Consider the following 13,285-nt stretch of genomic DNA (forward strand, 5'->3'; position numbering starts at 1 on the left):
GATGTCGATGTCATTTCCCCTGCTGACCGCGACAGCCGCGCTCCCGGCGCTCGGTGCGGTGGCCACGGCCGCCGTGCCGGCCCGGCAGCGCACCGCCGCCAAGTGGCTGGCGCTGCTGGTCTCCCTGGCCACGCTCGCGCTGGCGATCGTCGTCCTGGTCCGGTTCGACCCGGACGGCGCCCGCTACCAGCTCACCGAGTCCCACTCCTGGATCAGGGACTTCGGGGTGCGCTACGAACTGGGCGTGGACGGCATCGCGGTGGCCCTGATCGGGCTGACCGCGCTGCTGATGCCCTTCATCGTGCTGGCGGGCTGGCACGACGCCGATCCCCTGGAGACGGGCAGCCGGCGCTGGCGGCCCACGCAGGGCTTCTTCGCGCTGATCCTGGCCGTCGAGGCGATGGTGATCATCTCCTTCGAGGCGACCGACGTCTTCGTCTTCTACATCTTCTTCGAAGCCATGCTGATCCCGATGTACTTCCTCATCGGCGGCTTCGGGGACCGGGCGCACAGCCAGGGCGAGGAGGCCGCGTCCACCCAGCGGTCGTACGCGGCGGTGAAGTTCCTCCTCTACAACCTGGCCGGCGGACTGATCATGCTGGCCGCGGTGATCGGGCTGTACGTGGTCGCCGGGAGCTTCAGCCTCCAGGAGATCGTCCAGGCGCGGGCCGACGGCTCGCTGACCATGGCGACCAGCACCGAACGCTGGCTGTTCCTCGGCTTCTTCTTCGCCTTCGCGGTGAAGGCGCCGTTGTGGCCGCTGCACACCTGGCTGCCCAACGCCATGCAGGAGTCCACCGCGCCGGTCGCGGTGCTCATCACGGCGGTGGTCGACAAGGTCGGCACCTTCGCCATGCTCCGCTTCTGCCTCCAGCTCTTCCCGGAGGCGTCGAAGTGGGCGACCCCGGTGATCCTGGTGCTGGCCCTGATCAGCATCGTCTACGGGGCGCTGCTCGCGGTCGGCCAGCGGGACATCAAGCGGCTGGTGGCGTACGCGTCGATCTCGCACTTCGGGTTCATCGTGATGGGCATCTTCGCCATGACGACCCAGGGCCAGTCCGGCGCGACCCTCTACATGGTCAACCACGGCATCTCGACGGCCGCGCTGATGCTGGTCGCCGGGTTCCTGATCTCCCGGCGCGGGTCCCGGCTCATCGCGGACTACGGCGGGGTGCAGAAGGTCGCTCCGGTGCTCGCCGGCACCTTCCTGATCGGTGGCCTGGCGACCCTGTCGCTGCCCGGCCTCGCGCCGTTCGTCAGCGAGTTCCTGGTGCTGGTCGGCACGTTCAGCCGGTACCCGGTGATCGGGATCATCGCCACGGTCGGCATCGTGCTGGCCGCGCTGTACACGCTGGTGCTGTACCAGCGCACGATGACCGGGCCGGTGAAGCCGGAGGTCTCGGCGATGCCCGACCTGAGGATGCGTGAGGTGCTGGTGGTCGCGCCGCTGATCGTGCTGCTGGTCTTCCTGGGCGTCTATCCCAAGCCCCTGACGGACATCGTCAACCCGGCGGTCAAGCAGACCATGTCCGACGTACATCAGAAGGACCCCAAGCCTGCGGTGGAGGCGGCCAAGTGAGCGCAGCAGCCGTCCACAGCCTGTGGACAACGGCGGCCGATCCGATCTCGAAGATCGACGCGCCGAAGATCGAATACGGACAATTGTCGCCGACGCTGATCGTCTTCGGCGCCGCCCTCATCGGGGTGCTCGTCGAGGCGTTCGTGCCGCGCCGCTCCCGCTACTACGCCCAGGTGTTCATCTCCGCCGTCGCGCTGTGCGCCGCCTTCGCGACGGTCGTCGCGCTCGCGGCGGGCGGTTACGGCACCACCAAGGCACACATCGCGGCCATGGGCGCGGTCGCGGTGGACGGCCCGGCGCTGTTCCTGGAGGGCACGATCCTGCTGGCCGCGCTGGTCGGCCTGTTCACCTTCGCCGAGCGGCGGCTCGACCCGGCGGCGCACGGCAACCGGGTCGACTCCTTCGCGGCGCAGGCCGCCTCCGTACCGGGCGGTGAGGGGGAACAGGCGGCGGTGAAGGCCGGGTTCACCACCACCGAGGTGTTCCCGCTGCTGCTCTTCGCGGTCGCGGGCATGCTGGTCTTCCCGGCGGCGAACGACCTGCTGACGCTGTTCGTCGCGCTGGAGGTGCTCTCCCTCCCGCTGTACCTGCTGTGCGCGCTCGCCCGCCGCAAGCGGATGATGTCGCAGGAGGCCGCGGTCAAGTACTTCCTGCTGGGCGCGTTCGCCTCGGCGTTCACCCTGTTCGGCATCGCCCTGCTGTACGGCTACGCGGGCTCGGTGTCCTACGCCCGCATCGCGCAGGTCGTGGACGGCACGGTCAGCGGGGTCGACCCGGCGCTCGCGGACACCATGGGCAACGACGCGCTGCTGCTGATCGGCATGGCGCTGCTGGTGATGGGCCTGTTGTTCAAGGTGGGCGCGGTGCCGTTCCACATGTGGACCCCGGACGTGTACCAGGGCGCCCCGACCCCGGTGACCGGCTTCATGGCGGCCGCGACCAAGGTGGCCGCGTTCGGCGCGCTGCTGCGGCTGCTGTACGTGGTGCTGCCGGGGCTGCGCTGGGACTGGCGGCCGGTGATGTGGGGCGTGGCGATCGTCACCATGCTGGCCGGCGCGATCGTCGCGATCACCCAGACCGACATCAAGCGGCTGCTGGCGTACTCGTCCATCGCCCACGCGGGCTTCATCCTCGCCGGTGTGATCGCGACGACGGAGGACGGGGTCTCGGCGGTCCTCTTCTACCTCGCCGGGTACTCCTTCGTGACGATCGGTGCCTTCGCCGTGGTCACCCTGGTCCGCGACGCGGGCGGCGAGGCGACGCACCTCTCCCAGTGGGCCGGCCTCGGCCGCCGCTCACCCCTGGTGGCCGCGGTCTTCGCCGTCTTCCTGCTCGCCTTCGCCGGCATCCCGCTGACCAGCGGCTTCGCGGGGAAGTTCGCGGTCTTCCGGGCCGCGGCGGAGGGCGGTGCGGCCCCCCTGGTCGTGGTCGGCGTGATCTCCTCGGCCATCGCCGCCTTCTTCTACATCCGCGTCATCGTCCTCATGTTCTTCAGCGACCCCCAGCCGGGCGGCCCCACGGTCGCCGTCCCCTCCCCCCTCACCATGACCGCCATCGCGGTCGGCGTAGCCGTCACGGTCGTCCTGGGCGTGGCGCCCCAGTACTTCCTGGACCTGGCGGGGAGCGCGGGGGTGTTCGTCCGCTGATCCGGCACGACGGCCCGGCACCCTGCGGTTTCGGGTGCCGGGCCGTCGTGCGTGTGCGAGCGGTGGCTACTCGGCTGTGTCCCGGCGGGTCTTGATCCTGGTGAGGTCCAGGTCGACGGGGAACGGCGCCTCGGCCTTCATCCGATCCCGGAAGATGCCCACGCTGGTGTACGTACCGGTGGTCGGCTCCAGCTCGAAGGCGTGGATCACCGGGCGCCCCCGCTCGTTCTCGACGCGCCAGAAGTGCGGGATCTTGGCGCGGGCGTACTTCATCGGCTTGGTCTCGCGGTCGCGGGAGGCGGAGTCCGGGGAGACGACCTCGATAACCAGCACGACCTCAGATGCAGCTACTCGCGTCTGTTCGAATCCCCTCACGGCAGCTTGCCGGACGACGACTACGTCCGGTTCCGGCCTGTTCTGAGGGTCGATGTCAATGGTGAACCGCTGGATCACCTCAAGCTCCGGAGGTGCGGAGCTGCTGAGCCCACGACCGAAAAATCCTGTGGCACGTGAGTGAAACACCGACTGAGGGCAGGGAAAGACCAGGCTCGCGTCGATCAACTGCGTGTGCTGCGGCAGGTCCGGGAGCAAGTCAAGATCGTCGGCCTTCCATCCCCCTTCGGGAGGGACGGGTCATGCAGGCGCCAAAGTGTCAACCGCCACGCTCGTGCTGCTCCTACGGTCGGGATTCTCAACGGTTGCACCAAGTTATCGGCTGGTCACGCTGAAGTGTCAGGGTTGTGGATAACTCCCGGGGCTGTCGGCGGGGGCGCCTATGGTGGAGGCGGTGGTCGAGGGACCGCGTATCGGGCAGGGCGAGCAGCGGGACAGGTGGGATCAGCGGGATGACGACGGTGAGCGAGGGGCCGGCCGTAGCCGGGAGCGGGGCGCTGGCCGCGCTGCACCGGGTGTTCGGGTATGACGCGTTCCGGGGCGAGCAGGAAGCGGTCATCGAGCATGTGGTGGCCGGCGGGGACGCGCTGGTGCTCATGCCGACCGGTGGCGGAAAGTCGCTGTGCTATCAGATTCCGGCGCTGGTCAGGCCGGGTACCGGTGTCGTGGTCTCGCCGCTGATCGCGCTGATGCAGGACCAGGTGGACGCGCTGCGCGCGCTGGGCGTGCGGGCGGGGTTCATCAACTCCACGCAAGGTTTCGACGAGCGCCGGACGGTGGAGGCCGAGTTCCTCGCCGGCGAGCTGGACCTGCTCTACCTGGCCCCGGAGCGGCTGCGCGTGGACGCCACGCTCGACCTCCTCTCCCGAGGCAAGATCTCCGTCTTCGCCATCGACGAGGCGCACTGTGTCTCCCAGTGGGGCCACGACTTCCGCCCCGACTACCTGAACCTCTCGCTGCTCGGCGAGCGCTGGCCGGACGTGCCCCGGATCGCCCTGACCGCCACGGCCACCCGCGCCACCCACGAGGAGATCACCCAGCGGCTGAACCTCCCCGAGGCCCGCCACTTCGTCGCCAGCTTCGACCGCCCCAACATCCAGTACCGCATCGTCCCCAAGGCCGACCCCAGGAAGCAGCTCCTCGCCTTCCTCCGCGAGGAGCACGCCGGCGACGCCGGCATCGTCTACTGCCTCTCCCGCAACTCCGTCGACCGCACCGCCGAGTTCCTCACCGCCAACGGCATCGCGGCCGTCCCGTACCACGCGGGCCTGGACGCGGCCACACGCGCCCGGCACCAGTCCCGCTTCCTGCGCGAGGAGGGCCTGGTGGTCGTCGCCACCATCGCCTTCGGCATGGGCATCGACAAGCCCGACGTCCGCTTCGTCGCCCACCTCGACCTGCCCAAGTCCATCGAGGGCTACTACCAGGAGACCGGCCGCGCGGGCCGCGACGGACTGCCCTCCACGGCCTGGATGGCGTACGGCCTCAACGACGTCGTGCAGCAGCGCAAGCTGATCCAGTCCGGCGAGGGCGACGAGGCGTTCCGCCGCCGCGCCGCCTCCCACCTGGACGCGATGCTGGCGCTGTGCGAGACCGTCCGCTGCCGCCGGGGCCAGCTCCTCGCCTACTTCGGCCAGGACCCCACCGAGGAGGGCTGCGGCAACTGCGACACCTGCCTCACCCCGCCGGAGACCTGGGACGGCACGGTGGCCGCGCAGAAGGTGCTCTCCACCGTGGTCCGGCTCCAGCGCGAGCGCGGCCAGAAGTTCGGCACCGTGCAGATCGTGGACATCCTGCTCGGCAAGCGCACCGCCAAGGTGATCCAGTTCGACCACGACCAGCTCTCCGTCTTCGGCATCGGCGACGACCTCGCCGAAGGCGAATGGCGGGGCGTGGTGCGGCAGTTGCTCGCGCAGGGACTGCTGGCCGTCGAGGGGGAGTACGGCACGCTGGTGCTCACCGAGGCCAGCGGCGAGGTGCTGCGCCGGGAGCGCGAGGTGCCGCTGCGCAAGGAGCCCAAGCGCCCGACCACCGCCCGCTCCGCCGGCCGGGGCGAGCGCAAGGGCAAGACCGCCGCCGCCGAACTGCCCGCCGAGCTGGTCCCCGTCTTCGAGGCGCTGCGCGCCTGGCGCGCGGAGCAGGCGAAGGAGCAGGGCGTCCCGGCGTACGTCATCTTCCACGACGCCACCCTCCGTGAGATCGCCACCAGCCACCCCCGCTCGGTGGCCGAGCTGGGCACGCTGAGCGGGGTCGGCGAGAAGAAGCTCGCCACGTACGGCGAGGGAGTGCTCGCGGTCCTGGAGGGCCGGCCGGCCCCGGCCCCGGCCGGCGCCCCGGAAGCGACCCCGAAGATCCCCGCCCCGGCCCCCGCCAGCACCCTGGCCCCCGCCGGGGATTCCCCCGACCTCCACTGGCCCGACGGTGAGGAGGAGCCCGACTGGTCCTGACCGGCAAAGCCCTACGCCAGCGCCGTCAGCCCCGGTGCGAAGGTGATCAGCAGCGGCAGCAACGGCACCAGCGCGGCCAGCGCCGCGGTCAGCGCCCGGTGTCCGCGCGGCAGCCGGGGTGGCGGCTCCAGCAGCCGGTCGACCCGCTCGCCGAGCAGCCGCCGGGACGAGGCACAGGACAGCACACCCCGGTGCTGGTTCAGCTCGATCAGGGCCAGCGCGGTGGTGACGTGCCCGCAGCGCCGTGAGGCGGTGTCGTCGGCGGCCAGCTCCACCAGCCGGTGCGTCTGGTCGCAGAAGTGGGCGAAGAGCGGGACGCGCGGAAAGCCCGTGGCGAGCGCGCTGGACAGATGCAGCAGCCAGTCGTGGTGGGCGCGGGCGTGCCCCCGCTCATGGGTGAGCACCGCGTCGACCTGATGCCCGGTGAGCCGGTGCAACGCGCCCGTGGTCACCACCAGTTGGGCCGGATGTCCGGGCATCCACCAGGCGTCCGGGTACTCGTCCTCCAGCACCAGCAGCGGACCGCGCGCCGGGGGCAGCCCGCCGGGCAGGTCCGGAGCCCGCTCCCGCAGCTGCGCGCGGGCCACCCCGCGCCGCCGCCGCGCCTCGGTCAGCTCGCGGCCCAGCATCGCCGTGGTCCAGGCGGCGCCGGAGGCCAGCAGCAGGGTGAGGGCGGTGGCCCAGGCGGGCGCGGCCGACAGGTCGTAGGCGGCGGTGACGGCGGGCGGGGCCGGGGCGAAGACATGGTCGCGGACGGTGTGGAAAACGGCCGCCGCGCCCAGGACCAGCGCGGTCAGGCAGCACAGCAGCACCGTGGCGACCAGGCACTGCCACACCCACAGCGCCACCACCGGCTCCCGCTCCGGCCACGCGGCACGGGTCAGCGCCCGGGGCGCCGGTACGGCGGCCGTCAGGGCGAGGACGGTCAGCAGGAGCAGGCAGACGGTCATGCCGGGGCTCCGGTTCCTGTCGGACGTGCCTGGTCGGAAGGGGGTACGGCCCGCTGGAGAGCAGGGCGCGGGCCGCCTGTCGCGTATGCCGTCAGTATGACGGCCCGCGCCCGCCGAAGACAGGCGTACGGCACACCCGCACCCCCCGGCCCCGGCCGCTGCCCGGCCCGCGCCCCCCCCGGACGCGCCCCTCGGCCTCAGCCGCTGACGATCCGCCCCTCGACCTCGCCCAGCCCGATCCGCCCGCCGTCCTTCCCCGGCGCCCAGGCCGTGAAGGTCACCACGTCCCCGTCCTCAAGGAACGCCCGTTTGCCGTCCGGGAGTTCGAGGGGGTCGCGCCCGTTCCAGGTCAGTTCCAGCAGCGAACCGCGCTGTCCCTCGGCGGGTCCGCTGACCGTGCCGGAGGCGTAGAGGTCGCCGGTGCGCAGCGAGGCGCCGTTCACCGTGAGGTGGGCGAGCTGCTGGGCGGCTGTCCAGTACATGGTGGAGAAGGGCGGCTCGGCCACCACCTGGCCGTTGATCGCGACGGAGATCCGCAGGTCGTAGCCGCCGGGTTCGACCCCGGGCGCGGAGTCGTCGAGGTAGGGCAGCAGCGGGTGGGTGCGCTCGGGCGGGGCCACCCGGGCGTCCTCCAGCGCGGCCAGCGGTGTGATCCACGCCGAGACCGAGGTGGCGAAGGACTTGCCGAGGAAGGGCCCGAGGGGCACGTACTCCCACGCCTGGATGTCCCGCGCCGACCAGTCGTTGAGGAGGCACAGCCCGAAGACGTGGTCCCGGAACCCGGTCAGCGGCACCGGGGTGCCCTGCGCGGAGGGCACGCCCACCACGAAGCCGACCTCCGCCTCGATGTCGAGCCGGATCGAGGGTCCGAAGACGGGTGCCGGGTCGGCGGGGGCCTTGCGCTGGCCGGAGGGGCGGACCACGTCGGTGCCGGAGACCACGATGGTGCCCGCGCGGCCGTGGTAACCGATGGGCAGGTGCTTCCAGTTGGGGGTGAGCGGGTCGGGGGAGTCGGGGCGGAAGATCTGGCCGACGTTCCGGGCGTGGTGCTCGGAGGCGTAGAAGTCGACGTAGTCGGCCACCTCGAACGGCAGGTGCAGGGTGACCTGCGCCGGCTCATGGAAGAGAGGCTCGACGGCCGCCCGGTGCGCGGGGTCCGTGACCCACTCGGTGAGCGCCGCGCGCACCTCGGCCCAGACGGCGGGCCCCGCGGCCAGCAGCGGGTTGAGGTTCGGCGCCGCGAGCAGGTCCGCGTGCGGGAAGTCCAGCGCGCGGGCGGCGGCGCCCGCGTCCAGCACATGGTCGCCGAGCCGGACACCGATCCGGCGGTCACTGCTGCCGGAGGGCGAGAACACGCCATAGGGAAGGTTGTGCGGACCGAAGGGGTCGCCCTCGGGAACGTCGAACGGTGGCACGGGGGGCATGGGGTGCTGCCTCACTCTCATCCGCGTCGGCCTGGGTTGATGATCCATAGCGTCGGCCCACACGTTACGGCCGGAACCGGTGTGCTGGGCAGGGTGCGGCGGCTGATGGGGGCCGTGTCTAAAGAGTTCGCAATGTCCGAGTAGTGCTTGTCGGAGGGATGTGTTCCGGCTTAGCGTCCTTCGGGGGACACGGACGGGGTGGGTCCGGTCCAAAGGGGGGACACGTGGGGGGACCCGTGGCCGGAAGACGCTTTGCCGCGCCCGTCGAGGCGGACCGTGAAGTGCCGGGACTGATAGTCAAGTTCGGCGGATATCCACTGCACCACGGCGGAGTCGGCGCCATCCGCAGCCTCGGCCGGCTGGGCGTGCCGATGTACGCCATCACCGAGGACCCGTACACCCCGGCCGCCGCCTCCCGCTATCTGGAGCGGGCGTTCGTCTGGCCGACGACCGGCGCGGAGGAGCCGGAGCACCTCGTGGAGGGGTTACGCCGGATCGGACGCCGCATCGGCCGCCCGACCGTGCTGATCCCGACCGACGAGGAGGCGGCCGTCCTCATCGCCGAGCACCAGGACGAGCTGTCCGGCGCCTTCCTCTTCCCGCCCGTCGACCCGGCCCTGCCGAGGCGGCTGGCGAGCAAGCAGGGGCTGCACGAGCTGTGCGAGGAGCACGGCGTCGCCAGCCCGACGACCGTCTTCCCGACCTCGTACGACCAGGTCGTGGCCTTCGCGGACGAGGCGCTGTTCCCGGTGGTGGCCAAGAACCGGGAGGCGTTCGTCCGGCGCAGCCGCCCCGCCGTGGGCGGCACCACCCGGATCGGCAGCCGCGCCGGACTGCTGGCCCTGGCCCGCGACTGGGGCGACGACCCGGGCGTGATCCTCCAGGAGTACCTGCCGAGGGAGGCGGCCGAGGACTGGATCGTGCACGCCTGCTTCGACGCGGACGCCCACCCGCTCGCCGTCTTCACCGGCGTCAAGGTCCGCTCCTGGCCCCCGCACGCGGGCATGACGGCCCACGCGTACGTCGTCGACAACCCCGAACTCGCCGACCTGGCGACGAGGTTCGTGAAGCAGCTCGGCTTCGCCGGGGTCGTCGACCTCGACCTGCGTTTCGACCGCCGCGACGGCCAGTACAAGCTGCTGGACTTCAACCCCCGGATGGGCGCTCAGTTCCGGCTCTTCGAGAGCGAGTCGGGCGTGGACGTCGTCCGGGCGCTGCATCTGAACCTCACCGGCCGGGCCGTTCCCGAGGGGGAGCAGCGGGCCGGGCGGCGGTTCGTCGTGGAGAACATCGACCTGCCCGCCTGGCTCGCCTACCGGCGCGGCGGCTACACCACGCCCTCCGCCCCCAGGCGGGCCGAGGGCACGGAGCTGGCATGGCTGGCGGGCGACGACCCGATGCCGTTCCTCACGATGCTCGCCCGCTTCGGCCGCCCCGGCGCGAAGCATCTCTACCAGCTCTGGCGGACCAGCCGCCGGGGCGGCGGCACCTCGCACTCCACGAAGTAGGCAAGGCCACGCATGTGGCGCACCGTGTTCCTGGGGAGGGACTTCGTGATCCGACCGGTTGCAGTCATCGGGGCCGGGCCGTACGGCCTGTCCACCGCCGCCCATCTGCGGGCGCGCGGCATCCCCGTACGGGTCTTCGGTGACCCCATGGTGAGCTGGCGCGAGCACATGCCGGAGGGGATGCTGCTGAAATCCACCCCGGCCGCCTCGAACCTCGACTGCCCGCAGCCCGGCCACACGCTCGCCGACTACTGCGACGCGGCGGGCGTCAGGCGCCTGGTCACCGACGAGGACATCATCCCGGCGGAGACCTTCGTCGCCTACGGGGACTGGTTCCGGGAGCGGCTGGTGCCGGACCTGGAGCAGGTCCGGGTGGTGTCGGTGGAGCGGGGCCGGCCCGGCGGGTTCGAGCTGAAGCTGGACTCGGGGGAGCAGTTCGCCGCCCGCGCGGTGGTCGTCGCCACCGGGCTCTCCGGCTTCGCCCATCTGCCGCCCGAGCTGGCCGGTGCCGCGCTCGGCGGGCCCGCGCTGGTCACGCACAGCTCGCTCCACCACGACCTCGGCCGGTTCGCGGGCAAGGAACTGCTGGTCGTCGGCGCCGGCCAGTCCGCGCTGGAGACCGCGGTCCTCGCCGCCGAGGCGGGCGCGACGGTACGGGTCGTCTCGCGCGGCCGGGGGAAGGTCGCCTTCGGCGCGCCGCCCTGGAAGCAGCCGAGGTTCCGGCCCGAGTCACCGTTCGGCCGCGCCTGGTCGCTGTGGGCGCTCAGCCACCACGCCGATCCCTACCGCTTCCTGCCCGAGGGCGCCCGGCACCATCTGGTCCGCCGGGTGCTGGGCCCGCTCGGCGCCTGGTGGCTGCGGGACCGCTTCGAGGGCCGGGTGCAGGTGAAGGAGGTGGCGCGGGTGGTGTCCGCCGAGGCGGTGGACGGCGCACCGGTGCTCACCGTGCGCACCCACGGCGGCCGCGCCGAGCGGCTCACCGCCGACCATGTCATCGCGGCCACCGGCTACCGGGTCGACGTGGCCGCGCTGGACTTCCTCGGCCCCGGCCTGCGCACGGACCTCGCGGTCACCCGGGGCGCCCCGCGCCTGGGCCCCGGCTACGTCTCCTCGCTGCCCGGCCTGTACTTCACCGGCCTGCCCGCGGCCGCGTCGTACGGGCCGGTGATGCGCTTCGTGTGCGGCACCGAGTTCGCCTCCCCGAGGCTGGCGAAACACCTGGCGGCGGCACACGGCGCGCGGAGCTGAGGCACGCGTCAACTCCGGTGTCGACGGGGTGAGTCGGGAGGACCGGTGATCCGTATTCTCTGATCATGGCCGCACCCTCCCCTCGCTCCCCGCTCTCCCGTCCCGCGCTCATCGCCACCGACCTGGACGGGACGCTGCTGCGCGGCGACGACACGGTCTCCGCCCGGTCGCTCGCCGCGCTCGCGGCGGCGGCACGCGCCGGGGCCCGGCACCTCGTGGTGACCGGCCGCCCCGCGCCCCGCGTACGCCCCCTGCTGGCCGCGCTCGGCGGCACCGGGCTCGCGGTGTGCGCGCAGGGCGCCCAGGTGTACGACGCCGCCACCGCCACCCTGCTGTGGTCGGTCCGGCTGGACCGGGAGCTGGCCGAGACCGCGCTCGGCAAGATCGAGGCCGAGGTCGGCCAGGTGCACGCGGCCGCCGACCAGGACGGCGTGGACGGGCTGACCCTGATCGAGGCCGGCTACCGGATGCCGCACCCCACCCTGCCCGCGGTACGGGTGGAGCGGCGCGAGCAGCTCTGGCGGGCGCCGATCAGCAAGGTGCTGCTGCGCCACGACCGGCTGTCCGACGACGAACTGGCGGCCACCGCCCGCTCGGTCGTCGGCTCGCTGGCCACGGTCACCATGTCGGGCCCCGGCACGGTCGAGCTCCAGCCGTGCGGGATCACCAAGGCGACCGGGCTCGCGCTGGCCGCCGAGCACCTGGGCCTGGGCCGCGCGGACACGATCGCCTTCGGCGACATGCCGAACGACATCCCGATGTTCCAGTGGGCGGCCCACGGCGTCGCCATGGCCGGCGCCCACCCGGAACTGAAGGCGGTGGCCGACGAGGTGACCCTCTCCAACGAGGACGACGGGGTGGCCCTCGTCCTGGAGCGCCTGTTCGCCCCCTGAAGCCGACAGCGCCCCCGTCGCACGCGAGAGGCGTGCGACGGGGGCGGGACGCGACGGTCGTACCGGCTTAGTACGGGCCGTTGACGTTGTCGATCGAGCCGTAGCGGTGGTACGCGTAGTTGCAGGCCGCGGTGATGTTGGCGACCGGGTTGTACGGGTCGAAGGACGTGCCGGCGACGTGGTACGTCCGGAAGGTCGGGTCGATCACCTGGAGCAGGCCCTTGGACGGGGTGCCGTTGACGGCGTTGATGTCCCAGTTGTTGATGGCCAGCGGGTTGCCCGAGGACTCGCGCATCACGTTGCGGTGGATGCCGTTGTAGGTGCCCGGGATGCCCTTCTCGGCCATGATCGCCAGGGACTGGCGGATCCAGCCGTCGAGGTTGTTCGGGTACACGGCGGAGGCGGCGGCGGGCTTGGCGGCCGGGGCGGCGGAGGCACTGGTGGCGCCGACGAGGGGGAGCGCGAACATCGCGGCACCGGTACCGGCGACGGCGAGCGTGCGGACGAGGCGGTTGGTGCGGGCACGGCGCGGCTGAGCAGCAGCAGACATGTCGGTGTTTCCTCTCCGTCGCCTGCGAGGTGAGCTGTCGGGTTCGGGCGGGGAGGTGCCCGGCCGCGTCGTCCCCGGTGCCCGTCGGACACCGGGGACGATTTCGGCTTCACCCCTAGCCGTCCCGGCGCGACATGGGTCGCACCGGTCCGGCGGCTTACCTGGGTCCCCCGCTCCTGCCGTACGAATGAGTTCGTGAGTGGGTGTGCCAGGCGCGGCAGGATTCGGCGTTCGCCTGACAGGGCGGGAACGTATGCGACCGCACATGTCCTGAACAAGTACTGGATTCACCCAAAGCGCTAGTTGACCTTGCTCTGTCCCAAATGGCCCACTTGATCCTTTGCGTCAGCCAATCCCCAACTTCCGTGTCCCGCACGGTAAGAAGGGGGTGAGAGGGGGTCTTGCGGGGGTATCCGCGGCCGAGTGGTCCGCGTGAGCCAACTCACGGAATCGCAAAATACGCAAAATCAGACATGGGGGATTATGTGCATTTGGGCCGTCTGTGGGTATTAGGGAGTGTCGGTCCCTCCCAGGCGGAACCTCTGGGACCTTCCCGTTCGTTGGGCCGGTGTGACCGCTACCTCACGAGCTGGACCGGTGGGTGCGATCGGTGATCGAAAGAGGACCGGATACGCTGCCTTGACTGA

At 71.7% G+C, this 13,285-nt stretch carries 9 protein-coding genes, 1 pseudogene and 1 riboswitch; of the genes and pseudogenes, 6 read left to right on the forward strand and 4 right to left on the reverse strand.

Annotation, left to right across the window (positions count from 1 at the left end):
- The first annotated feature begins 7 nt into the window (after positions 1-7).
- Complete coding sequence (locus D0Z67_RS16840) at positions 8-1,579, forward strand: NADH-quinone oxidoreductase subunit M (RefSeq protein ID WP_031183129.1); 1,572 nt, start codon at positions 8-10, stop codon at positions 1,577-1,579.
- On the forward strand, positions 1,576-3,225 hold the full coding sequence (gene nuoN / locus D0Z67_RS16845; protein WP_031183128.1) for an NADH-quinone oxidoreductase subunit NuoN: 1,650 nt from the start codon (positions 1,576-1,578) through the stop codon (positions 3,223-3,225). The genes D0Z67_RS16840 and nuoN overlap by 4 nt, the downstream gene beginning before the upstream one ends.
- 66 nt (positions 3,226-3,291) lie before the next feature.
- Here nuoN and D0Z67_RS16850 read toward each other — a convergent pair.
- Positions 3,292-3,858 (reverse strand): annotated as a pseudogene (locus tag D0Z67_RS16850) (Uma2 family endonuclease); the annotation flags it as partial.
- Between the two features lie 212 nt (positions 3,859-4,070).
- On the opposite strand from D0Z67_RS16850, the gene recQ reads away from it, so the two are divergent.
- Positions 4,071-6,065 (forward strand): DNA helicase RecQ, encoded by a 1,995-nt coding sequence (recQ, locus tag D0Z67_RS16855; RefSeq protein ID WP_037775832.1) that lies wholly within the window; start codon positions 4,071-4,073, stop codon positions 6,063-6,065.
- An 11-nt stretch (positions 6,066-6,076) separates the two neighbouring features.
- On the opposite strand, the gene D0Z67_RS16860 is transcribed toward recQ, so the two are convergent.
- A complete protein-coding gene (locus D0Z67_RS16860; RefSeq protein ID WP_031183125.1) occupies positions 6,077-7,015 on the reverse strand; it encodes a M56 family metallopeptidase in 939 nt (312 codons plus the stop codon).
- A gap of 197 nt (positions 7,016-7,212) precedes the next feature.
- Complete coding sequence (gene fahA, locus D0Z67_RS16865; protein ID WP_031183124.1) at positions 7,213-8,430, reverse strand: fumarylacetoacetase; 1,218 nt, start codon at positions 8,428-8,430, stop codon at positions 7,213-7,215.
- Between the two features lie 245 nt (positions 8,431-8,675).
- Between fahA and D0Z67_RS16870 the strand changes: the two genes are divergently transcribed.
- The 3 genes from D0Z67_RS16870 (at position 8,676) to D0Z67_RS16880 (ending at position 12,088) form a co-directional block, all read left to right on the forward strand.
- The gene (locus D0Z67_RS16870) at positions 8,676-9,947 is read left to right on the forward strand and encodes a carboxylate--amine ligase (protein WP_037775830.1); all 1,272 of its coding nucleotides are present in this window, start codon (positions 8,676-8,678) and stop codon (positions 9,945-9,947) included.
- A 45-nt stretch (positions 9,948-9,992) separates the two neighbouring features.
- The gene (locus D0Z67_RS16875) at positions 9,993-11,195 is read left to right on the forward strand and encodes an FAD-dependent oxidoreductase (RefSeq protein WP_037775852.1); all 1,203 of its coding nucleotides are present in this window, start codon (positions 9,993-9,995) and stop codon (positions 11,193-11,195) included.
- A gap of 65 nt (positions 11,196-11,260) precedes the next feature.
- A complete protein-coding gene (locus D0Z67_RS16880) occupies positions 11,261-12,088 on the forward strand; it encodes a Cof-type HAD-IIB family hydrolase (protein ID WP_031183121.1) in 828 nt (275 codons plus the stop codon).
- Between the two features lie 67 nt (positions 12,089-12,155).
- Here the strand turns inward: D0Z67_RS16880 and D0Z67_RS16885 are convergent, their stop codons facing one another.
- The gene (locus tag D0Z67_RS16885) at positions 12,156-12,638 is read right to left on the reverse strand and encodes a transglycosylase SLT domain-containing protein (protein WP_031183120.1); all 483 of its coding nucleotides are present in this window, start codon (positions 12,636-12,638) and stop codon (positions 12,156-12,158) included.
- 4 nt (positions 12,639-12,642) lie between these two features.
- Positions 12,643-12,842, reverse strand: a riboswitch (cyclic di-AMP (ydaO/yuaA leader).
- Positions 12,843-13,285 lie beyond the last annotated feature (443 nt).

This window comes from Streptomyces seoulensis (assembly GCF_004328625.1).
Taxonomy (GTDB): domain Bacteria; phylum Actinomycetota; class Actinomycetes; order Streptomycetales; family Streptomycetaceae; genus Streptomyces; species Streptomyces seoulensis.